At 65.7% G+C, this 20,438-nt stretch carries 22 protein-coding genes; 9 read left to right on the top strand and 13 right to left on the bottom strand.

Going from position 1 to position 20,438, the window contains the following annotated elements; translation table 11 throughout:
* Positions 1 to 98: 98 nt before the first annotated feature.
* The gene (locus QX094_RS01065) at positions 99 to 722 is read left to right on the top strand and encodes a hypothetical protein (protein WP_316187509.1); all 624 of its coding nucleotides are present in this window, start codon (positions 99 to 101) and stop codon (positions 720 to 722) included.
* Here QX094_RS01065 and QX094_RS01070 read toward each other — a convergent pair.
* On the bottom strand, positions 719 to 1,024 hold the full coding sequence (locus tag QX094_RS01070) for a hypothetical protein (protein ID WP_316175768.1): 306 nt from the start codon (positions 1,022 to 1,024) through the stop codon (positions 719 to 721). The genes QX094_RS01065 and QX094_RS01070 overlap by 4 nt on opposite strands.
* 35 nt (positions 1,025 to 1,059) lie before the next feature.
* Positions 1,060 to 1,776, bottom strand: coding sequence for a TetR/AcrR family transcriptional regulator (locus QX094_RS01075; protein ID WP_410052608.1), 717 nt, complete (start codon positions 1,774 to 1,776; stop codon positions 1,060 to 1,062).
* Between the two features lie 136 nt (positions 1,777 to 1,912).
* Between QX094_RS01075 and QX094_RS01080 the strand changes: the two genes are divergently transcribed.
* The 4 genes from QX094_RS01080 (at position 1,913) to QX094_RS01095 (ending at position 5,034) form a co-directional block, all read left to right on the top strand.
* Positions 1,913 to 3,340: a carotenoid oxygenase family protein gene (locus QX094_RS01080; RefSeq protein WP_316187511.1), complete on the top strand. Its 1,428-nt coding sequence runs from the start codon at positions 1,913 to 1,915 to the stop codon at positions 3,338 to 3,340.
* A 115-nt stretch (positions 3,341 to 3,455) separates the two neighbouring features.
* Positions 3,456 to 4,040: a hypothetical protein gene (locus tag QX094_RS01085; protein ID WP_316187513.1), complete on the top strand. Its 585-nt coding sequence runs from the start codon at positions 3,456 to 3,458 to the stop codon at positions 4,038 to 4,040.
* Between the two features lie 25 nt (positions 4,041 to 4,065).
* Positions 4,066 to 4,617, top strand: coding sequence for a septation protein IspZ (locus tag QX094_RS01090; RefSeq protein WP_315753122.1), 552 nt, complete (start codon positions 4,066 to 4,068; stop codon positions 4,615 to 4,617).
* Between the two features lie 120 nt (positions 4,618 to 4,737).
* On the top strand, positions 4,738 to 5,034 hold the full coding sequence (locus QX094_RS01095) for a hypothetical protein (protein WP_315753123.1): 297 nt from the start codon (positions 4,738 to 4,740) through the stop codon (positions 5,032 to 5,034).
* A 1,878-nt stretch (positions 5,035 to 6,912) separates the two neighbouring features.
* Here QX094_RS01095 and QX094_RS01100 read toward each other — a convergent pair.
* Together QX094_RS01100 and QX094_RS01105 are read right to left on the bottom strand one after the other, a co-directional pair.
* The gene (locus QX094_RS01100; RefSeq protein ID WP_316187515.1) at positions 6,913 to 7,593 is read right to left on the bottom strand and encodes a DUF429 domain-containing protein; all 681 of its coding nucleotides are present in this window, start codon (positions 7,591 to 7,593) and stop codon (positions 6,913 to 6,915) included.
* A 255-nt stretch (positions 7,594 to 7,848) separates the two neighbouring features.
* Positions 7,849 to 9,504, bottom strand: coding sequence for a fumarate hydratase (locus tag QX094_RS01105; protein ID WP_316187517.1), 1,656 nt, complete (start codon positions 9,502 to 9,504; stop codon positions 7,849 to 7,851).
* A gap of 116 nt (positions 9,505 to 9,620) precedes the next feature.
* Here QX094_RS01105 and QX094_RS01110 point away from each other — a divergent pair, with 116 nt between their 5' ends.
* The 4 genes from QX094_RS01110 (at position 9,621) to QX094_RS01125 (ending at position 11,733) form a co-directional block, all read left to right on the top strand.
* Positions 9,621 to 10,301, top strand: a complete 681-nt coding sequence (locus QX094_RS01110; RefSeq protein WP_315768193.1) for an alpha/beta hydrolase — start codon at positions 9,621 to 9,623, stop codon at positions 10,299 to 10,301.
* 103 nt (positions 10,302 to 10,404) lie between these two features.
* Positions 10,405 to 10,722 carry a hypothetical protein gene (locus QX094_RS01115; protein ID WP_315768195.1) on the top strand — a complete coding sequence of 106 codons (318 nt, stop codon included), beginning with the start codon at positions 10,405 to 10,407 and terminating at the stop codon, positions 10,720 to 10,722.
* 143 nt (positions 10,723 to 10,865) lie between these two features.
* Positions 10,866 to 11,345: a hypothetical protein gene (locus QX094_RS01120; RefSeq protein WP_315768197.1), complete on the top strand. Its 480-nt coding sequence runs from the start codon at positions 10,866 to 10,868 to the stop codon at positions 11,343 to 11,345.
* Between the two features lie 163 nt (positions 11,346 to 11,508).
* Positions 11,509 to 11,733, top strand: a complete 225-nt coding sequence (locus QX094_RS01125) for a hypothetical protein (protein ID WP_315716033.1) — start codon at positions 11,509 to 11,511, stop codon at positions 11,731 to 11,733.
* A gap of 277 nt (positions 11,734 to 12,010) precedes the next feature.
* On the opposite strand, the gene QX094_RS01130 is transcribed toward QX094_RS01125, so the two are convergent.
* The 9 genes from QX094_RS01130 to flgB all read right to left on the bottom strand — a co-directional run bounded on the left by QX094_RS01130 (position 12,011) and on the right by flgB (position 20,388).
* A complete protein-coding gene (locus QX094_RS01130; protein WP_316187520.1) occupies positions 12,011 to 12,715 on the bottom strand; it encodes a glutathione S-transferase in 705 nt (234 codons plus the stop codon).
* A gap of 107 nt (positions 12,716 to 12,822) precedes the next feature.
* Positions 12,823 to 13,794, bottom strand: coding sequence for a Tim44 domain-containing protein (locus QX094_RS01135; protein ID WP_316184640.1), 972 nt, complete (start codon positions 13,792 to 13,794; stop codon positions 12,823 to 12,825).
* Positions 13,795 to 13,961: 167 nt separating this feature from the next.
* Positions 13,962 to 16,529, bottom strand: coding sequence for a cell cycle histidine kinase CckA (cckA, locus tag QX094_RS01140; RefSeq protein ID WP_315753132.1), 2,568 nt, complete (start codon positions 16,527 to 16,529; stop codon positions 13,962 to 13,964).
* Between the two features lie 155 nt (positions 16,530 to 16,684).
* Positions 16,685 to 17,764 (bottom strand): flagellar biosynthesis protein FlhB, encoded by a 1,080-nt coding sequence (flhB, locus tag QX094_RS01145; RefSeq protein ID WP_315828140.1) that lies wholly within the window; start codon positions 17,762 to 17,764, stop codon positions 16,685 to 16,687.
* 12 nt (positions 17,765 to 17,776) lie between these two features.
* Positions 17,777 to 18,544, bottom strand: a complete 768-nt coding sequence (gene fliR / locus QX094_RS01150; protein ID WP_315716025.1) for a flagellar biosynthetic protein FliR — start codon at positions 18,542 to 18,544, stop codon at positions 17,777 to 17,779.
* 218 nt (positions 18,545 to 18,762) lie between these two features.
* Positions 18,763 to 19,026 carry a flagellar biosynthesis protein FliQ gene (gene fliQ, locus QX094_RS01155; protein ID WP_008965881.1) on the bottom strand — a complete coding sequence of 88 codons (264 nt, stop codon included), beginning with the start codon at positions 19,024 to 19,026 and terminating at the stop codon, positions 18,763 to 18,765.
* 126 nt (positions 19,027 to 19,152) lie between these two features.
* On the bottom strand, positions 19,153 to 19,509 hold the full coding sequence (fliE, locus tag QX094_RS01160; RefSeq protein WP_315716024.1) for a flagellar hook-basal body complex protein FliE: 357 nt from the start codon (positions 19,507 to 19,509) through the stop codon (positions 19,153 to 19,155).
* 16 nt (positions 19,510 to 19,525) lie between these two features.
* Complete coding sequence (gene flgC, locus QX094_RS01165; protein ID WP_315716023.1) at positions 19,526 to 19,951, bottom strand: flagellar basal body rod protein FlgC; 426 nt, start codon at positions 19,949 to 19,951, stop codon at positions 19,526 to 19,528.
* 29 nt (positions 19,952 to 19,980) lie between these two features.
* Positions 19,981 to 20,388 carry a flagellar basal body rod protein FlgB gene (flgB, locus tag QX094_RS01170; protein ID WP_315716022.1) on the bottom strand — a complete coding sequence of 136 codons (408 nt, stop codon included), beginning with the start codon at positions 20,386 to 20,388 and terminating at the stop codon, positions 19,981 to 19,983.
* Positions 20,389 to 20,438: the final 50 nt, after the last annotated feature.

Below are 20,438 nucleotides of genomic sequence, written 5' to 3' on the forward strand. Positions count from 1 at the left end.
TTCGCGACGATGTCAGGTGTTTCCCGCCGCCGTTTCGCGCCGTCCCCAGTTTGAAGCGTCCTGCGCAGGGACGAATTCCGGTCATCAGGGGCCCTCGCATGTCCGAATTCCTCCCACATCGCGTCGTGGCGCGACGAATCGGTGTCGCATTGATGCTCTGCACGGCGTGGATCGGACAGGCGGCTGCAGAGACCATCGCCAGCGCCTATACATCGGCCGCCGCCAAGGACTGCCGCACCATCGGCGGCAAGCAGGAGGATGACAGCTCGACTGAGACCTGCCCTGGCAAGGACGGCCTGATTCTGCTCGTCAGCGAAGGCGATCTTCGCCAGACCGTGTCTGTGGGGCGCAATGTCCGCGCGGCCGCCAAGGAGCCGGCTGCTCAGACCTGGTTCGGACCGTTCAACTCCGCCGGCAACGCTGTCGAATGGAGGCTGGCTGACGGCAAGCCGTTCGCGATCATCCAGCGCTGGCAGATCGCCGACAACGACGATCAAGGCAGCAAGGGGCCGAAGGACAAGCCGATGCTGGTGGTGACCCGGCTGCCGCCCGGACCAGTGTGTCATGTCGCCTATGTCGACGCTGCCGCCAACTCCAATGCCAACGAGCTGGCGCGGCAGGCGGCTGACCAGACGGCGCGAGGCTTTGCCTGCGGCAAGGACAGGGCGAAGATCGTCGGCATGCGCGGCCGGGCCGTCGATCTGGCGTTGCCGCCCAATTAGCGCGCCGACTTCCGTCCGGACTTTGCGGTCTTGCGCACGGCGGATGTGCGCCTGCTCGCCGTCTTCGATGCGCCCTTCCCGGCCTTCGATTTCGCCGCCCGCTTGCGGCCGCTGGTCTTGGTCTTTGCCGCCTTCCTGGCCGCGACGCGCATATTGTCGACCAGGTTGGGATAGCGCCGCCCGGCCCGACGGGCGCGCGCCTTGGCCGCCGCCTTTTCGGCCGGGGTGAGACCTTGCTGGCGCGCTTGCGCGGATTGGCCTTGCTCCAGGGAGCGCGTGGGGTTCGTGCCATGCGTTGCCAACGCATGATCCCCCACCCGGTTTCCGGTGCGTCGAACTACGCGCCCGGCGGCAGCTTCGGCACGGTGGCCCGGAGCATCGCCTCCAGCAGCGATTCGGCCGTGGTGCCCGGTGGCGAACGGCGCAGAATGTCGGCAAGGCGGCCGTCGAGCAGCAGCATCGTGTAGCCATGCACCAGCGACCAGGCGCGGGCGATTGCCGCCGACTGATCGAGCGACAACTCCTCGTCGCCGACCGGGCCTTCGCTGCGCGCGGCGACCGATCCCGCGAGTCCGGCAAACGAGGCTTCCGCGGCCTCGTGCAGCGAAGGGCGCGAATAATCCAGACGCTCGGTGCGGAACATCAGTCCGTACATGCCGGGATTGGCCTGCGCGTAGGCGACATACGCGCGGGCCCGCGCCATCGCCCGCTCGATCGGCGTGCCGGGCTGCTCGCCGGCCGCTTTCATCGCCGCATTGAACCGCGTGAAGCCGATTGCCGCGAGCTCGCTGACCAGCCCGGTGAGATCGCCGAAATGATGCGTCGGCGCCGCATGCGACACGCCGGCCTCACGCGCCACCGCGCGCAAAGTGAGTCCGGCCAGCCCGTCGCGCTCCAGCACGCGCTCGGCCGCTTCGAGCAGCGCATCGCGCAGCGCGCCGTGATGATAGGGCGCCGCCGGCTCGCCCGCGCTCACCGCGCGGCGCGACCGCGTCCGGGCCACCGCCATAGCCGTCCGGTGCCTGCTCAGTCTTGCCTGTTCGATCTTCGTCATGCCTCTCCTTATACAAGCAATTTTGACAGCGTAAAGATTAGCCTTGACCTGCAGGCGCTCGGCCGGTAGCCTTATCTTTACATCGTAAAGATAAAGCCGGATCCAAGGGGAAGGAAGCGCCATGAATGGACAGTCGATGAACGGACCGTTGCACGACACAGCCCGCCAGCGCCCCACACCGCGCGACAACATCGCGCCGATCCCGTTCGAATGCGACGCACCGTTCCTGAAAGTCACCGGCGAACTGCCACGTGAGCTGAACGGCACGCTCTATCGCAACGGCCCCAATCCGCAATTCGACTCGCCGGGTTCGCACTGGTTCGTCGGCGACGGCATGCTGCACGCGTTCCATCTGGAGAACGGCCGCGCGTCCTATCGCAACCGCTGGATCCGCACCCCGAAATTCGAGGCCGAGCGCCGCGCGGGGCGCGCGCTGTTCGGCGGCTTCGGCCGCAGGCTGCCGGACGCGCCAGCCGAGGTCACCGATGGCGGCGTTGCCAACACCAACATCATCGCCCATGCCGGCCGCCTGCTCGCGCTCGAAGAGGCGCATCTGCCGACCGAGATCGAGCCCGGCACGCTCGCCACCCGCGGCTATCACGATTTCGGCGGCCGCCTGCGCGGCGCCTTCACCGCGCATCCGAAGACCGATCCGGTCACCGGCGAATTGCTGTTCTTCGGCTACAACGCCGCCGGTCCGCTGACGCCGGCGCTGTCCTACGGCACGGTCGATGCGGCCGGCAAACTGACGCGTCTCGATCGTTTCGAGGCGCCCTATGCCAGCATGGTGCACGACTTCATCGTCACGGCCAACCACGTGCTGTTTCCAATCCTGCCGCTCACCGGCAGCATCGAGCGCGCAATGTCCGGCAAGCCGCCTTATGCCTGGGAGCCCGACAAGGGCGCCTATGTCGGTGTGATGAAGCGCAGCGGCGACATCAAGGACATCGTCTGGTTTCGCGGTGACGCCTGCTACGTCTTCCACATCATGAATGCCTGGGAGGACGGCAGCCGGATCATTGCCGACGTCATGCAGTTCGAGGAAGCGCCGCTGTTTCCGCATCCCGACGGACGTCCGACCGATCCGGCCAAGTCGGTCGCGCGGCTGTGCCGCTGGAGCTTCGATCTCGCCGGCAACACCGACCGTTTCACGCAGAGCTATCTCGACGACCTCACCGGTGAATTCCCCCGCATCGACGACCGCCGCGCCGGGCTCAAGAGCGGCCATGGCTGGTACGCCTGCGCCAATCCGGACGGCCCGCTGTTCGGGGCGCTGTCCGGCCTTGCCCATGTCGACGGCGCCGGAACGCGCCAGGCGACGCATCTGCTGCCCGCCGGCGACACCCTGTCCGAGCCGGTATTCGTGCCGCGCAGCCCTGATGCCGCCGAGGGCGACGGCTGGCTGCTGACCGTGGTCTGGCGCGCCGGCTCCAACACCAGCGACCTCGCCGTCTTCAACGCCACTGACATCGGCGACGGTCCGGTGGCCCTGGTGCATCTCGGCCACCGCGTGCCCGATGGCTTCCATGGCAATTGGGTCGGCGCCGAAAATACAAACCATTGATAAAGCTGAGCTAACCTGCGGTCTCACGAAATTTTGACACTGTCAAGATTTGCTTGACCTGGCAACGTCCAGGCCCTAGTAATCTTGGCAGTGTAAAGATTGGCCTGCAAACCCCATGACGATCTTCCTTATCCTCGCGCCCTACGGCGTCTACGCTGCGCTGATGACGGTGGTCTCGGCCACGCTCAGCCTGGCCGTGGCCACGGCGATGTGCCTGGTCGTTGTCGCGGTCGACGTCGTCAAGGGACGCTCGATCAAGATTCTCGGCCTGGGCTCGGCGATCGTGTTCGCAAGCGTAGCCGCCTACCTCGGCCTCATCGATCCGACCCTCAGCGCATCCGCGGTGCGTCTTGCGGTCGACTGCGGCATTTTCGCGCTGTCGCTCGGCTCGATGCTGCTGCGCGCGCCGTTCACGCTGCAATATGCGCTCGAGGCCGTACCGCCGGAAACCGCGGCGATTCCGGGCTTCCTGCGCGCCAATTACGTCATCACCGGCGCCTGGACCGTGTCGGCGCTGCTGATGATCGTCGGCAACCTGATGACGCTCTACGTGCCGGGCCTGCCCTATTGGACCGGCCTCGCCATCGCCTTTGCCGCCCGCAATAGTGCACTTTATTTCACGCGCTGGTATCCTGACTACCGCCGAACAAAGGACGTGGCAGCGCAGACTGCCGCCGCAATGTCCGGCCAAGATTCGTGACCGGGGTCTGCTGCAGGAGACGTGCGTGAAAATCGTGTTTGCCAAGCTGATTGCCGACTTCCTGTCGGCCGCGGTGTTCTTCATCCTGTACATCGCAACCGATGATGTCGTGCTGGCCACCGCCGCCGCGGTCGCCGTCGCCGTGGTGCAGGTGGTCTGGGCGCGCATCAGGGGCGTGAACCTCAGCTTCATGGCCTATGCCAGCGTCGGCCTCGTCATCGTGCTCGGCGGCGTGACGCTGCTGACCAATGACCCGCGCTTCATGTTCGCCAAGCCCGCGATCGGCCATTTCGCCATCGGGCTGATCATGCTCAAGCGCGGCTGGATGCTGCGCTACGTGCCGCCGATCGTGTCGGAGACCATCCCGGAATACGTCACCATCGCCGGCTATGCCTGGGCGGCGCTGATGTTCGCGCTCGGTCTCGGCACGATCGCGGTCGCCATGACCGGCGACATCAAGCTGTGGGTGCTCTACATCACCGTGGTCGCGGGCGGCGCCAAGGTCGCGGCCTTCGCGCTGCAGTTCATGGCCTTCCGCTTCGTGGTCGCCAACCGCCTCAGGGCAGCGCGAGCCTGATCGCTGCATCCGATCGCCGCAATGGGCTTACGCGCAAAGATGCGCTATAGGGGCGGCCGAACGCATCCTCGAGGTCGTTGCCTCGAGGTCCGCAAAATCGCAATGCCAGGAGAACGATCGATGGCTGTGGACGGCAACTGGAATCTGACCTTGAACACGCCCATGGGCGAGCGCAGCGCGACCCTGAGCCTGAAGAGCTCGGGCGCGACGCTGACGGGGACCCAGGCCGCGGAAGGCGATTCCGCCGAGATCTTCGACGGCACCGTCAACGGCGACGACGTCGCCTGGAAGGTCTCGATCACCAGCCCGATGCCGCTGACGCTGGATTTCAAGGGCAAGGTCGCCGGCGACACCATCTCCGGCGAGATGGGCATCGGCTTCATGGGCAGCTTCCCGTTCACCGGCGCGCGGGGCTGAGCGCTATTCTTTTGCGTGGGCGCGTCGCATCGACACTCTCCGCTGTCGTCCCCGCGAAAGCGGGGACCCATACCCGTAGGGAGTGGTTCGAGGCACGCTGGCAATTGGCTTTTCGCCCGTCACGACAGTCGCGGCGCATGGGTCCCGGGTCGGCGCCACGATCGCGCTGTTGCGCGCTCATGGCTTGCCCGGGACGACACCGATTTTCAATCGCAGCAGTCCCGCTTCACATCTCAAACAGCCCGGACAAGCGGACGCAGCCCCGCGGCTGATAACGCCCGAGGGATGGCATCGGCATGTCCCTCTCCAAATGCAGAGGGCGCAGGGAAGGCCAGGCGTCGGCTGACGCCTGCGGCCCGCCTGCGAAAGAAATGCAGGCGGCAGGTACCACAGGTGCAGCCGGAAACGCCCGGCCTTCCCTGCGCAATGGCTTCACGCTTATACGCAGTCTCCCTGGTGCGCCGGCTTGTTGGCCACCATGATCCGCGCGATGCGCTCAGCACCGCACGAACGTGACACCAGCTTCGGGGTGTCAGGACGCTGCGACTTCGCGTCCGCGCCAAGCCGTTCGTCCGCGTATCCGAAGACACGCTGCGGCTCCATCGCGGCCATCGCCTCCCCGCCTCGCGTGTCGTGACGATCGCGCGCAACGCCCCTCCGCAGTGAGGCGGGATGGCGAGATAAAATCACGATTTCGGAAAAATCACAAGTGATTTATTTTTTTTAGAACCTTCCCCCTGGAAATCGGATCGAACATTGGCCTATGGCCCGTCAGGGAAGCCGCGCCCCCCTCATTGAGGTCCGACCAGCGGAACGGTGCGCACTTGTTTGTATTTCGACCCCTGGCAGGCATCGAAGCCATCAACCGTGAGGCGGGGACTTCCTATATCCATCGCTACGGCTGCCGCAATGGCTCAAGCGGTCATCGTTGCGGGCGCGATCGGAATCTGATTGGATCACCTAACTCACATTCGAGCTAGGAATTGGGTAATCATAGTCCAACCTGCTTAATTGGAACTACAATGAGATATCTCTTACTTCTTTCGGTACTACTTTCCGGTACCGCCGCGGCAGAGGCCGCTCCGCAATCGAGTTGCGCAGCCAAGTTTATCGGTGACTGGCGACACTCAGGCAGTGGCAACAGAGGTACGCTACTCCCTGACGGCAGAGCATTGTGCAGCGAACACCCGGCTTGTGTCCAGGGTACGTGGACCTGCTCGGGAAACGTATTGACCTATACGAATAGCGCGGGGACATGGAACTACACGCTCGAGCCGGACGGAAAGTCCATGTCCACGAATGGCGGGGCCGCTACCGCTGTCCGCATCGGAGCGGTACCGGCAAACGCTCGTTCCCGGGATATTGGCTCTGCAGCGAAGAATGTGACCGCTGACATTCTCGGCGTGGATAGAACGCAGCCGAATCCGGCAGCAACTCCCATTACCAAGCCCGTTGCCGAGCCACCATCAAGCGTAGTTCGACCGCCGCGGACCGTCAGTTCGGCCCCACAATCAGATCCAAGCCAGTGCGTGGTAGAGAAGGCGTGGCCGAAAGCTCCTGGGGTCAACTGGTACAGCCTGAAGAACAGCTGCAAGCGGCGGGTGACGTTGGATTATGACGACTGCGACCTGAATCTCAGCACGAACATGGTTCAGTGCTCAACAAAGACGCTCCCTCTTGCACCACGCAGCGAATTCGGCCCGGTGCCCAACCACAAGCACCCGCTCAACGCACGCGATTTCCGCTAGCAGCATCTCGAAACTCGACGGCCTAGCCCTATGCAGGGATAAGCGGAAACCCGTCCGTTGATCGCTTACCCCATGTACGCCAGCCCTCCGCGCTGAAGCAGATGTGGGAAAAACTTGGCCGGGCCGCCCCTCAAAACCAGACCTGCATCGGCACGCCATGCGCGTCGCGCGGCGCAGCTTCTTCCGGTACGCAGCCCGCGCAGTCGCGAGCGGCCAGCGCGACCGCGCAGGCGTCGAGGACGTCGTCGGGCTTGGCACCGGTACCGATGCGGGCGCGGGTCATCCAGTCGTCGATGGCGGCGAAGCCTGCAGAAACTAACAAGTCGCGCCGCAGCCTGGCGCCATGTTCCGTCTTCTTCGACGGCAACGGCGCGCCGTGGAGGCGCAGGAACACCAGTTCGGGATGGGCCTCGCGGATGTCGCGGTCGCGATGCGCACGGACGAAGGCGTCGACCTCCATGATCTTGCGGCCGAGATGCCAGAGCTGACGCGAGGCGCGCGTCTGCCCGCGCCGCGACGCCTCGATGTTCGCCTCGTCTGGATCGGTGTAGTCCTGCCACAGCCAGCGTCGCGCGCCGGTGAAGACGCGGGAGCGATGCGGCGCGAGCTTGTCGCGCGCGAGCCGGTCACAGGTGCGCTCGCCGTCGTCGGTCATGCCGATCGGGATGTCGATCGCGGCGCGGGTAAAAGGAGCCGATAGTGCCGTCGAAACGTCGGCGGGAAAGGCGATGTCGCGCCGGTCGCCTGCAATCGACACCGCGACCCAGCCGCGGGAGAAGCCGTCGAGACCGATGATGCGGTTGGCGGGCATTACATCCGACTACCAGTTGCTTCGTTCAGCATCGTGCTCCTCTTGCCACGAACGCACGCTGAGCCCCACGGTAGTCGGAGCCGAGCTGGCCCCACAACAGCAGTGAGCTCCCCTCCCCGCAAGGGGGAGGGGAGCGCACCGTCGGCGTGCGAATTCGGTTGCCACGCTACGCGCTCAGGCGAGATGGGCCTCCCCCATACGCCAACGGCCGGGATCGCTCCCGGCCGCCGCAACAAACATCACGCCCGGCTCACCTCAGCCGAGGTTCAGCTCCTTGAAGAAGTCGTTGCCCTTGTCGTCGATGATGATGAAGGCCGGGAAGTCCACTACCTCGATGCGCCAGATGGCTTCCATGCCGAGCTCGGGATATTCGACGACCTCGACCTTCTTGATGCAGTGCTCGGCGAGGTTGGCCGCGGCGCCGCCGATCGAGCCGAGATAGAAGCCGCCGTGCTTCTTGCAAGCCTCGCGCACCGCCGGCGCGCGGTTGCCCTTGGCGACCATCACCATCGAGCCGCCGGCCGCCTGGAACTGGTCGACGAAGGAATCCATGCGGCCCGCGGTGGTCGGGCCGAACGCGCCGGAGGCGTAGCCTTCGGGGGTCTTGGCGGGGCCGGCGTAGTACACCGGATGGTTCTTGAAGTAGTCCGGCAGGGGCTCGCCGCGATCGAGGCGCTCGCGCAGCTTGGCATGCGCCGCGTCGCGCGCGACGATCATGGTGCCGGTCAGCGATAGCCTGGTCTTGATCGGATTCTTCGACAGAGTGGCGAGGATGTCCTTCATCGGCTGGTTCAAGTCGATCTTCACGACCTCGCCGCCAAGCGCCTGCTCGACCTCCGGCAGATACTGCGCCGGATGATGCTCGAGCTCCTCGAGATAGACGCCGTCCCTGGTGATCTTGCCGAGCACCTGGCGGTCGGCCGAGCACGACACGCCGAGGCCGATCGGCAACGACGCGCCGTGGCGCGGCATGCGGATGACGCGGACGTCATGGCAGAAATACTTGCCGCCGAACTGCGCGCCGACGCCGAGCGACTGCGTCATCTTGTGGATTTCCTGCTCCATCTCCACGTCGCGGAAGGCATTGCCATCCGGGGAGCCCTGGGTCGGCAGCGCGTCGAGATAACGCGCAGACGCCAGCTTCACCGTCTTCATGCACAGCTCGGCCGAGGTGCCGCCGATCACGATGGCGAGGTGATAAGGCGGGCACGCCGCGGTGCCCAGCGTCAGGATCTTCTCCTTCAGGAACGCCAGCAGCCGGTCCTTGGTGAGCACCGAGGGCGTCGCCTGGAACAGAAAACTCTTGTTGGCCGAGCCGCCGCCCTTGGCCATGAACATGAACTTGTAGGCGTCCTCGCCCTCGGCATAGATCTCGGTCTGCGCCGGCATGTTGTTGGCGGTGTTCTTCTCCTCGTACATCGACAGCGGAGCGACTTGTGAGTAGCGCAGGTTCCGGCGCAAGTAGGCGTCGCGCGCGCCTTGCGACAGCGCCGCCTCGTCGTCGCCATCGGTGATGACGTTGCAGCCCTTCTTGCCCATGATGATCGCGGTGCCGGTATCCTGGCACATCGGCAGCACGCCGCCGGCGGAGATGTTGGCGTTCTTCAGGAAGTCGAGCGCGACGAACTTGTCGTTCGGGCTGGCCTCCGGATCCTCCAGGATGCTGCGCAGCTGCTTCAGATGGCCGGGACGCAGAAAGTGGTTGATCTCGCCGAACGCGGCTTCCGACAAGGTCCGCAGCGCCTCCCGCGACACCACCAGCATGTCGCGGCCCAAGACCTTCTCGACCCGCACGCCGTCGGTGGTGATCTTCCTGTAGGGCGTGGTGTCCGGCCCGAGCGGAAACAGCGGCGTGTGCTTGTAGGGCGGGACGGGCTTGGACTGGTCGGGAAAGGCGGTGGGCGCGTTCATGGCGAGCTCGTGGGGTTCTAGAAATGGCCGCCCAAAGCGGTCTTGACAGGTCTGATACGCTACCCGTCTGAAGCCTTGCAAGACATGTCTCGGTGCATCCGTCGAGGAGGAGGACCATGGCGACTTTCGTTCTGATTCCAGGAGGTTGGCACGGTGGCTGGATGTACGACTCGCTCTGCGCCAGGCTCCGGCAAGCCGGCCATGCGGCCTATGCCCCCACCCTGAGCGGATTGGAGGAGACGCCCGCCCGCGCCCATGCCATCAATCTCGACACCCATATCACCGACGTCGTCGAGCTCCTGGCGATAGAGGACCTGTCCGAGGTCATCCTGTGCGCGCACAGCTATGGCGGCATGGTCGCGACCGGCGTCGCCGACCGCGTGCCGGAAAGGCTCGCCGCACTGGTCTATCTCGATGCCTTCGCACCCGAGAACGGTCAGTCATGGTGGGATCTCGCCGGTGACGCGTATCGCCGGTTCGTGATCGAACGCGCCGGGCATGACGGGCTGACGGCGCTGCCGCGCGAAGGCTCCGATCCGCGCCGCCGGCCGCATCCGCTCGGGACCTTCATCCAGGCCCTGAACCTCCACGGTCCGGCGCCGGCGGCTCTGCAGCGCACCTTCGTCTACGCCAGCGGATGGAGCGCGACGCCATTCACCGCGCAATATGAGCGGCTGCGCAGCGATCCCGCGTGGCGCGTGCACGCATTTGCGTGCGGGCACGATGTCGTGCAGCACGCACCCGACGAGACGTTCGACCTGCTGATCGAGACGGCCCGCGAGGTCGCCGCAACATGACGCCGCGACCAGCGCAATGTCGTACGGCGAGATCGATTGCGATCGGTCGCCGAATTATGTAACCTTAGATTGTTGACATATTCATTTTCCTCCTGGAGGCGTCATGACACGAGGTCTCTTCGTTGCCATCACATTTGCTCTTGCCCTGATCACCATGCTCCCCGGCAGCGCCGGCGCAGTCGGTCCCGGCCGTGCGTGCGGCGGATTTGCCGGCATCCCCTGCAATGCCGGTCTTTATTGCGAGTTCCCGGCCGGCCAGTGCGGCCGGTTCGACATGATGGGTGTCTGCCGCCGAAAGCCGACGCTCTGCCCGCGGATCTACATGCCGGTGTGCGGCTGCAACTTCCAGACCTACAGCAACGACTGCGAGCGTCGCGCCGCGGGCGTATCGCTGTCGCATCCGGGCCGCTGCTGGTTCTGACGAAGCGATCGCGCCGCTGCCGCCGGCATATGACCGCGGCCCGTCAACACGCGGTCACGTCGGCCGACGATCTTGTGCGGCCGCGGCGCATCGCGCTTGCATGACCTCCGCGCGCAGGCTTCAATGGCGCGGGGGTATTTGGAATGCAGTCATCGCTTTGCTCATTTGGCCGCTTGGCCGGTTTTGTTTTTCTCGTTGCGTCGAGCAGCACGCTGCTGCCGCACGCGGCCCGGGCGGATCGTTGCGACGACGTTGCCAAGGAACTGAAGAACGGCATCGACGGCATCAAGATCGGACAGACCGCGGCGGGCACGGTCTATCTCGCTCATCCCAAGGCGCGCGAGATCACGCTCGGCTGCTCATCGAAGAATGTCAGCAATCAATTGTTCGGAAAATCCGAGCGCAAGCCGACGCCGGCCTTCATCGAGCTGATGGCGAGCGCAGCGGCGATCGTTTTCACGTTGCCGAAGGACGACATGCAGCGCGGCGTCACACGCTGTTACCGCCGGCTCGGAATCTTCCGCGGCGACGACGTCGCCAGCCGCTACCGCCGGCTCGACATGCGCTGCGCCCGAACCAAGACCGAGTCCTCGATCACGATCAGCCGCAGCAAGGACCAATAGGCCGGGGGTGACGCGACAGCCTTGCGGTTTCTGCGCCGGCGGCAGCGACCCGTTCACTATTCGCCGCGCCACCGACAGTTGCAGACAATTCGAACGATCTGCTTGACGAAGTTTTCGTGAGCGATGGCCACGCTTGTCGCAACACCAAGCGAGGAGCTGGACCATGTCCGTTTCGAGCGTTTCGTCGTCATCGCCGCCGCCCTCACCGCCGCCGATCTCGACCGAGACGACCAAGCCGCAGACCCAAGACACGCAGGCGCGCAACCAGACGCAGCAGAGCCAGGCCGTGAATCCCGCCAAGACCGGCGACGAGGCGGCCGCGGAGAAGCAGGCCTCGCGTCCGCCGCTGCCGCCCGGCCAGGGCACCCGCGTCGACATTCTCGCCTGACGATCCCACACCCTCAGGCCAACTTCGTATAGCGGCGGCGCCTCAGGCGCCTGCCGCTATACGTGTGAGCTGGGCCGTGGCGGCGCGGCGATCCACGTGGTTTCAGCTCACGCGCGGCTCGTTCGGGCGAGGCGTTACAGGTCTCTCGACACCCACTTCCCGTGCGGCCGCCCCTCCCCCCGTGAAGAACGGGGAGAGGGAGCGCAGCGCCGACGAGGCGCCGGCGAGGCTCTCAGATGAGCACGCTCACTCCAGCACGACTGCACGCCCTCAGCCCTCACGCATCCAGCGCCTTGTAGTGGCGGAAGATGCCGTCTTCATTGAAGGGGATGCGGCGGTCGCTGGCCAGATAGGCCGAGATGTTCGGCCTGGCGGCGACGCGGTCGTGCAGCGCGACGAGGCCGGGAATGTTGCGCTCGAATGCCGTCATGCGGTGGGGAAACGCGTAGCGCAGTCCGGCGACGATCTGGAACAGCGACAGGTCGACGTAAGTGAGCCGGCGCCCCGTGACATAGGTGCCGCCGCTGTTCGCCAGGAGCCGTTCGAAATAGCCGAGGAATTTCGGTACCCGCTCGTTCCAGAACTCGGCGGCGCGCTTCCTGGCCGGCGCGCGCTGGTCCTCGTAGTACAGCGTCGGCCCGAGCGGATGGTGGGTGTCGTGGATCTCGACGACGAAGTCGGAGATCGTCAGTTGCAGCTGATGCAGCCAGGATTGCCCCGCCTCGGCCTTCGGGGCGAGGCCATGGCGGGGGCCGAGGAACAGCAGGATGTTGGCGGTCTGGCCGATGACGCGGCGGCCCGCTCTCAAGAACGGCGGCGCGAAGGGCGGCGTGTCGCTGACCGCCTCCATCATCGCCGTCATCGTACCGATGCCGTCCTCGCGCACGACGTCGCGATAGGCGGCGCCCGCCTCCTCCAGCGCGAGCCGCACATATTCGCCCCTGCCCTGGATCATCGGCCAGTAATACAGCTCATAACGCATGGGCCCATCCTCGTTGCCTGTTCATCGCGGCACGCCACTATAACCACGCGCAAAGCAAAAGCGCCGCGGATTGCTCCGCGGCGCCCGATGAGGATCTCAAGTCAGGCTCAGCTGACCTGCTGGATTCCCGACAGCTGCCAATCGGCGCCGGCGTGGCGCAGGAAGGTCCAGATCTCCGTGACCTCCTGCGGCTGGTCGGAGCCGTCGACCACGCGGCCCGAGGCGCGCTCGATGGTCTTGTCGGCCAAGGTGAAGCGCATCGCGACCGTGGCATAGTCGGCGCCATTCTCGCGCCAGGCTTCGGCGAGGTCACCCTGCAGCAGCTTCACGGCACTGACCTTGTTGACCACACCGCGGGCCTGGTTCTGCTCGAGATCGCGCTCGAAATACGAGGCCATCTCGGGCGTCGACAGCAGCCGCAGGCGGCCGACATCCTCGTTCGACCAGGCGGACTGGATCTCGCCGAGCAGCCGCTCGAACGCCTCGTAGTCGGCCGGCAGGATCTGCAGCGGCGGCGTGTTGCTGCCACCGCCGAAGCCGCCGAAACCACCAAGGCCGCTGAGGCCCGACCGCAAGCTCGGCTGGCCGTCGGTGGGCGTCGGCGCCGGGCCGGCGGCATAGGCCGGCTGGTTGCGGCGCTGCCACCAGGCCATCCCCATGCGCACCAGGAACACCACCAGCAGGACCTGGAGGATCAGGCCGATGATCGAAGCGAAGCCGCCCAGCCCGGAGAACAACCCGCCGCCGAACAGCATGCCGAACAGGCCGGCGCCGAGGAAGCCGGCAGCGAGGCCGCCCAGCAGGCCACCGGCGCGACCGCCGAACAGCCCGCCGCGGGAGGGCGCAGCCGTGTTGAAGCCGCCGGGCTGGCCCGGCTGGGTGATGGTGCGGTTGAACTGCGACGCCGATCCCGGCGCGGTGGCGGTCGGAGGCGGCGCGGAGAAGGTACGCGTGCCGCGGGAGCCCGAGCTGGAGCCGCCGCCGATCCGGGCGTCGGCCGCCGAGACGGCGAGCACCGTCGGCAGCGCCAGTGAAAGGGCCACGGCCATCGCCTTGAGGAGGCCGCTTTTGCGCTGCATGAAGCTCATCTGTGTTTCCCATAACTCCCCGGAATGGGGATGCCTGTAAGATGGGCACAACCCGCGAAAAGGGAAGGCGGCACGAGGCCGCGCGGCTGCGGCGCGGGGTCGCGGGATGAACGCGCCCGGCCGGCTTGCCAAGGAATTTGCCAAGGAACTCCGGTAACCTATTGCGGCGCCATGGTTTCCTTGACCGCCGCCACGAGCTGGCTGAGCGTGAAGGGCTTTGGCAGGAACGCGAACTGCTGGTTCTCCGGCAGGCTCTTCTCGAACGCATCCTCGGCATAGCCCGAGACGAAGATGATCTTGATCTCCGGATTGCGCTCGCGCATCGCTTTGAGCAGCGTCGGCCCGTCCATCTCCGGCATCACGACGTCGGACACCACGAGATCGAGCACGCCGTCGCACTCGTCCAGCGCCTCCATCGCCTCGACGCCGTTCGACGCCTCGATCACGCTGTAGCCGCGCGAGCGCAGGCCGCGCGCGTTCAGCGCCCGCAGGCCCTCCTCGTCCTCGACCAGCAGGATGGTGCCCTGCCCGGTCAGGTCCGCGCGCGGCTTCGACGCTTCCGCGACGGCCGGCTCCTTGGCGGCGCCGTTGGCCGCGTGCGGTTCGGCCTGGACCTCCGGCACGACGATGTGCCGCGGCAAGAAGATCTGGAACGAAGTCCCCTTGCCGACCTCGCTGTCGACGTAGATGAAGCCGCCGGTCTGCTTGATGATGCCGTAGACGGTCGACAGTCCGAGACCGGTGCCCTTGCCGACCTCCTTGGTCGAGAAGAACGGCTCGAAGATCTTCTCGCGGATCTCGGCCGGAATGCCGGTTCCGGTGTCACTGATCTCGATGCGGACGTAGTCGGCCACCGGCATGCCCTTGTAGGCGGCCTGCGCGACCTCGTCGGCCGAGACGTTGGCGGTGCGCACCGACAGCTTGCCGCCATCGGGCATCGCATCGCGGGCGTTGACCGCGAGATTCACGACCACCTGCTCGAACTGCGAGACGTCGACCTTGACCGGCCACAGGTCGCGGCCGTGAACCAGGTCGAGCTTGACCTTCTCGCCGATCAGCCGGCGCAACAGCATCGTCAGGTCGGACAGTGCGTCGCCGAGATCAAGCACCTGGGGCCGCAGGGTCTGGCGGCGCGAGAACGCGAGCAGCTGCCGCACCAGCGTCGCGGCGCGGGTCGCGTTCTGCTTGATCTGCATGATGTCCTGGAACGACGGGTCGGTCGGCTTGTGCGCGTTCAGCAGGAAGTCGTTGGCCATCATGATGGCCGAGAGCACGTTGTTGAAGTCGTGGGCGATGCCGCCGGCGAGCTGGCCGACCATCTCCATCTTCTGCGACTGGTTGATCTGGTTCTCCAGCGCGCGGCGCTCGGTGGTCTCGAGCAGATAGACGATCGCGGCCTCGGTCTCGCGCTCGTCCTCGTCGACGGCGGTGACGAAGAACTGGCCGAAGCGCTCCTTTGCGCCCTCCAGCATCACCTCGACCGGCGGAATGTCCGCCTGCCCTTCCGAGGCCTGGTTGATCGCGGCGATCAGCAGGTGCCGGTCGCGCTGGCTGACGGTGCGGAAGATCGATTTCGCCGCGGCCACGTCGCCGCTGACGCTCTGCGCCAGCTTGGCGTAACGCGCATTGGCCCTGACCACGGCGCCGCCGCGGTCGACGGTGGCGATTGCCATCGGCGTATGGTCGAAGAAGCGCATGAAGCGCACCTCGGCGGCGCGCTCCGGATCGGAGCGCTCGTCGCGGGCGCGGCTGATGACCAGGGTGCGCGAGGCGCCCGGCTTGCCGTCGGCGCCGAAGGCGAGCTTGTGGTAGAGCCGCGCCGGCATGGTCTTGCCGCCGCGCATCTTCAGGTCGATGTCGAACACCTCGGTGCGGACCTCGCCGGGCACCGCCACGATCGAGGTCAGCAGCGACGCGCCGTCGCCGGAGACGACGTCGGCGAGCTTCAGGCCGCCCGAGCCGATCTCGGCGAGATCGTAGTCGAGCCAGTTGGCGAGCGTGGCATTGACGTAGACGAGGCTGCCTTCCGGATTGACCGAGAAGAAGCCGCACGGCGCATGGTCGAGATATTCGATCGCGTGCTGCAGCTCCTGGAACACGTCCTCCTGGCGCTCGCGATCCCGCGTGATGTCGGCGATCGACCACACCGCGTAGCGGGCGTGGCGCTTGGTCTGGCCGAGCGGGCGAACGCGCATGCGAAGCCAGCGCCCCTGCGCGCCTTCGGCCGCGGTGATGCGTACCTCTTCTTGCTGCCGCTTGCCCTCGCGCGCCGCCTTGAGCAGGCGGAACACCGCTTCGGAGACATCGGGATTGCCGATGAAGACACGCTCGACGGGACGCGCCTCCTGCGCGGTCGCCGCTCCCGTCATGTTGAGATAGGCGGCGTTGGCGTAGACGACATGGCCGCGCGGATCGGTCACCGCGAGGCCATCGAAGGCGTGATCGGCGATCGCGCCCAACACCGGATCGTCGGTCGCCTTGTCGGCGAAGCGGACGATGCCGGCGGCGAACGCGAACAGATTGAACAGGCCGACGGTGGCGAGCAGCGACAGCAGGCCGAGAATATAGGGCTGCGCCTGGGCGCGGCCGATCGTCATCAGCGCGATCGCGACCGCGACGAGACCGAACGCCACCAGCAGGATCAGCAGAATGCTGCCGCTGCGGCGCGGCCGCTCCGGCAGGCCCACCTGATCCTGTAACCCATCGTTGTCGGAATCGGCGCTCATGGCTCGGGGACGCGACCTGTCGGCTGGGAGCCCCAGCCCGTTCGCGCGGCTCCCCCTTCCACCTGCCTGAATCGACGGGTCAAGCGCAAGCCCGTCAAGCCGATATTCCATGATTTATCCGTATTTTGCGGTCCGTCCATGGACCGAATCGGTTGTCATCGCGGGCGCCCCGAGAGGTTGCGCCGCAGCCCCATCACGTAGCCGATGATCTCAGCGACGGCATGATAATGTTCCACCGGGATCTCCTCGTCGATCTCGACGGTGGCATAGAGCGCGCGCGCCAGCGGCACGTTCTCGACGATCGGGATGTCGTGCGCCTTGGCCACCTCCCGGATCTTGAAGGCGATGTTGTCGACGCCCTTGGCGACGCAGACCGGCGCCGACATGCCGCGCTCGTAGGACAGCGCGACCGAGTAGTGGGTCGGGTTGGTGATGATCACGGAGGCCTTGGGAACCGCGGCCATCATGCGCTTCTTCATGCGCTGCTGGCGGATCTGCCGGATGCGTCCCTTGACGTGCGGGTCGCCTTCCGACTGCTTGAACTCCTCCTTCATCTCCTGCACCGACATCTTCTGGCGCTCGTACCATTGCCGATACTGGAACAGGTAGTCGCCGATCGCGACCAGGGCGAGCAGCGCGACCACCGAGCCCATCAGATGCGTCGTCAGCGAGATCGTGACGCCGAGCAGCTCGCTGACGTCCATATGCAGCAGCGATTCGAGGCGCAGCCGCTCCGGCCACAGGATCATGACCATGACCGTGCCAAGCAGCACGAGCTTGAAGAGGCCCTTGGCGAAATTGGCCGCGGCCTGCTTGCCGAACAGGCGCTTGGCGCCGGCCAGGGGCGAGATCTTGCTCAGGCTCGGCTTCATCGGCTCGCCCGACCAGACCAGGCGATGCTGCATCATGTTGCCGGCGATCGCCGCCAGCATCACCATCAGAATCGGCACGCCGATCGCCGCGATCACGGCGAACGACAGGCTGCGCGCCAGCGCCAGCAGGCCGGCGCCGTCGGCGTGGATCATCCAGGAATTGGCGATCAGGTTGCGCATCGGCACCAGCACCGCGGTGCCGATCGAGCCCGAGAAGGTCGACATCACCAAGGTCGCGGAGGCGATCACGAACCAGGTGTTGAGCTCCTGGCTCTTGACGACGTCGCCGCGTTCGAGCGCCTGGTCCAGCCGTTTTTGCGTCGGGTCTTCTGTTTTGTCTTCGGAATCGGCCTCATCGGACATCGATCGGCCCCCTCACCGCGGCATCATCTCGTGCATGACGCCTTCGAAATAGCCGAGAAACGTTCCCATCATCGCGGTCAGGACCAGCGCGAAGATCAGGAAGCCGATCAGGATCGAGAGCGGCGCGCCGACGAAATAGACCTGCATCTGCGGCATCAGCCGCGCCAAGACGCCGAGCCCGATGTTGAAGACCAAGCCGAACACCAGGAACGGCGCCGATAATTGCAGACCGATCTTGAACGCCGCGGCAAACGCCTTGGTCGCCAGCGAGGCGACGTCGCCGCTCGGGATCAATTCGCCCGGCGCGAAGATCTTGTAGCTGTCGCTGAGTGCGGCGATCACCAGGTGATGGCTGTCGGTCGAGAACAGCAGGGTCACGCCGAGCATGGTGAGGAAGTTGCCGATCAGGACGCCCTGCTGTCCCTGCGTCGGATCCACCGCGGTGACGAAGCCGAGTCCCATCTGCTGCGCGATCACGGAGCCCGCGACCTGCAGCGCCGACAGCGTCACCCGCGCTGTCGCGCCGAGCACGATGCCGATCACAATCTCGTGCACCATCATCACCAAGAGCGGCGACAACGCCTGCAGGTCGACCTGATAGGCCTGACGGTGCAGCGGCAGCACGATCATCGTGAGCAGCAGCGCGGTCGCGAGCTTGATGCGGACGGGGATGTTGACCTCGCCGAGGCCCGGCAACAGCATCACCATGGCGCCGACGCGCGCGAAGGCCAGCATGAACACGGCGGCCAGCGCCGGAAGGAACGATATATCGATGCGCATCGTCCGCCGTCACGGCCCTTTCGACCGCATGCTGGTGCGGCACGACGGTCTTTGAAGAGACAGCCTCTGAAAAGACAGCCTCCGACGAGGCAACCAGCGAAGAGCTTGCCCGAAAGGCTGCCCGCGCGCGCCCGAAAGCAGCAGCGCCCCCCGCACTGCTCCTTACGACCGCTCGCAGCGCCCTCACGCAGGCCTGCCCTGCCGCCCCGGACATTGCCTCATCCGCCGATGATTCGCGACGAGATCCGCATCATGTGCGAATGCAGCGCGTCCGCCATGAACGGCAGCGCCAGCAGCAGCGTCACGAAGATCGCGATGATCTTCGGCACGAACACCAGCGTCTGCTCCTGGATCTGCGTCAGCGCCTGGAACAGCGAGACGACCACGCCAACCACGAGGCCGACCACCATCAGCGGCGACGACACCAGCACGATGGTCCAGATCGCATCGCGCGCCACATCGAGCGTTTCAGCTCCCGTCATGTCCTGTCGTTCCTCACTGTCGATCGGCTCCGGTCCGGCACCCGCCTCATCGCGCGCGGTCGCGGCAGACGGCAAATCCCCTGGGCGCATCAGGCACGTGGCGGCCTGAAGCATTACGAGCTGCGCCTAGATCGTCATCTTCATCACGTCTTCATAGGCCTGGATCACGCGGTCGCGCACCGACACCAGCGTCGACACCGCGACGTCGGTTTCGGCGACCGCCGTGACGACATCCATGACGTTTGCCTTGCCCGCGGCCATCGCGACTGCCTGACTGTCGGACTTGCGCCCGGCCTCCATCACGCTGCCGATCGCGTCCTTCAGCACCGCGCTGAATGACGGACCACCCTTGTCGGCGCCGTTGCCGCTACCGAGCACGTCGCGCACGCGCCCAAGGCTGCCGAAGGCACCGCTCGAGCCGCCGGTGTCGAGCACGCGCGCGGAATTCGCGTAGGCATTCGCTGCGGAGATTGGGGAGGCCATGACTTTCGTTCCTGTCCTAGGTCTTCAGAATGTCGAGCGTGCGCTGGATCATGCGGCGCGTGGCGCCGATGATGTTCAAATTCGCCTCGTAGGACCGCTGCGCATCACGCATGTCGGTCATCTCGATGAGCGGATTGACGTTGGGGTACTTGACATTGCCGGACGCGTCCGCGGCCGGGTTACTGGGGTCGTATTTGACGCGGAACGACGATTGATCGGGCACCACCTTGCCGAGTGCCACCACCTTGGCGTCGAGCGCACGATCGAGTGCCGAGGTGAATGTCGGGACCTTGCGGCGATACGGATCGCCGCCCGCCTTGGCAGCGGTCGAATCGGCATTGGCGATGTTCTCGGAAATGACGCGCATACGTCCCGCCTGCGCACGCAGGCCGGAGGTCGCGATGCTCATCGAGCGGAGGAAATCGCTGGAGTCGTTTGCCATGCTTGTCGGTCTCTGTCCTTAACCCGAGCTCAGCCCTTGCCGATCGCCGTCTTCAACAGATGCAGGCTCTTGCCGTACAACGAGGTCGCCGCGGCGTAGTCCATCTGGTTGGCGGAGACCTTCAGCATCTCCTCTTCGAGGCTCACCGCGTTGCCGGCGGGCCTCGTCTGAAATCCGACCTTGCGGTTCTGGTCGAAGCTCGCGCTCTCGCCCGACGACGGGGCGATGTGCGCGGTGCTGGTCCGGGTCAGCGACAGCGGCGCAAAGCCGCCGACCGCTTGGCCGGTTGAATCGAACTTCGGCTCAACCAGATCCTTCGGCTTGAAGTTTGGCGTATCCGAATTGGACACGTTCTCGGACAGCACGCGCTGGCGCTCCTGGTGCCATTGCATCTTGGTCCGCAACGCCGACAACACGGGGAGATCGTTGATGGACATGGCGCTGCTCGGTTGTGTCCGACTACCGGACGGTTTGGGTAGGTAGAAAT

The organism is Bradyrhizobium sp. SZCCHNS1050 (assembly GCF_032484785.1).
Classification (GTDB): domain Bacteria; phylum Pseudomonadota; class Alphaproteobacteria; order Rhizobiales; family Xanthobacteraceae; genus Bradyrhizobium.

Bases quoted from the DNA above. Each gene is read 5' to 3' on its own strand.
- QX094_RS01110 (WP_315768193.1), top strand. From the start codon at position 9,621: ATGGCGACTTTCGTTCTGATTCCAGGAGGTTGGCACGGTGGCTGGATG.
- flhB (WP_315828140.1), bottom strand. From the start codon at position 17,764: ATGTCCGATGAGGCCGATTCCGAAGACAAAACAGAAGACCCGACGCAA.
- QX094_RS01095 (WP_315753123.1), top strand. From the start codon at position 4,738: ATGGCTGTGGACGGCAACTGGAATCTGACCTTGAACACGCCCATGGGC.
- QX094_RS01085 (WP_316187513.1), top strand. From the start codon at position 3,456: ATGACGATCTTCCTTATCCTCGCGCCCTACGGCGTCTACGCTGCGCTG.
- QX094_RS01080 (WP_316187511.1), top strand. From the start codon at position 1,913: ATGAACGGACCGTTGCACGACACAGCCCGCCAGCGCCCCACACCGCGC.
- QX094_RS01065 (WP_316187509.1), top strand. From the start codon at position 99: ATGTCCGAATTCCTCCCACATCGCGTCGTGGCGCGACGAATCGGTGTC.
- QX094_RS01115 (WP_315768195.1), top strand. From the start codon at position 10,405: ATGACACGAGGTCTCTTCGTTGCCATCACATTTGCTCTTGCCCTGATC.
- fliE (WP_315716024.1), bottom strand. From the start codon at position 19,509: ATGGCCTCCCCAATCTCCGCAGCGAATGCCTACGCGAATTCCGCGCGC.
- QX094_RS01130 (WP_316187520.1), bottom strand. From the start codon at position 12,715: ATGCGTTATGAGCTGTATTACTGGCCGATGATCCAGGGCAGGGGCGAA.
- QX094_RS01075 (WP_410052608.1), bottom strand. From the start codon at position 1,776: ATGACGAAGATCGAACAGGCAAGACTGAGCAGGCACCGGACGGCTATG.
- cckA (WP_315753132.1), bottom strand. From the start codon at position 16,529: ATGAGCGCCGATTCCGACAACGATGGGTTACAGGATCAGGTGGGCCTG.
- QX094_RS01100 (WP_316187515.1), bottom strand. From the start codon at position 7,593: ATGCCCGCCAACCGCATCATCGGTCTCGACGGCTTCTCCCGCGGCTGG.
- flgC (WP_315716023.1), bottom strand. From the start codon at position 19,951: ATGGCAAACGACTCCAGCGATTTCCTCCGCTCGATGAGCATCGCGACC.
- fliR (WP_315716025.1), bottom strand. From the start codon at position 18,544: ATGCGCATCGATATATCGTTCCTTCCGGCGCTGGCCGCCGTGTTCATG.
- QX094_RS01135 (WP_316184640.1), bottom strand. From the start codon at position 13,794: ATGCAGCGCAAAAGCGGCCTCCTCAAGGCGATGGCCGTGGCCCTTTCA.
- QX094_RS01120 (WP_315768197.1), top strand. From the start codon at position 10,866: ATGCAGTCATCGCTTTGCTCATTTGGCCGCTTGGCCGGTTTTGTTTTT.
- QX094_RS01105 (WP_316187517.1), bottom strand. From the start codon at position 9,504: ATGAACGCGCCCACCGCCTTTCCCGACCAGTCCAAGCCCGTCCCGCCC.
- flgB (WP_315716022.1), bottom strand. From the start codon at position 20,388: ATGTCCATCAACGATCTCCCCGTGTTGTCGGCGTTGCGGACCAAGATG.
- fliQ (WP_008965881.1), bottom strand. From the start codon at position 19,026: ATGACGGGAGCTGAAACGCTCGATGTGGCGCGCGATGCGATCTGGACC.
- QX094_RS01125 (WP_315716033.1), top strand. From the start codon at position 11,509: ATGTCCGTTTCGAGCGTTTCGTCGTCATCGCCGCCGCCCTCACCGCCG.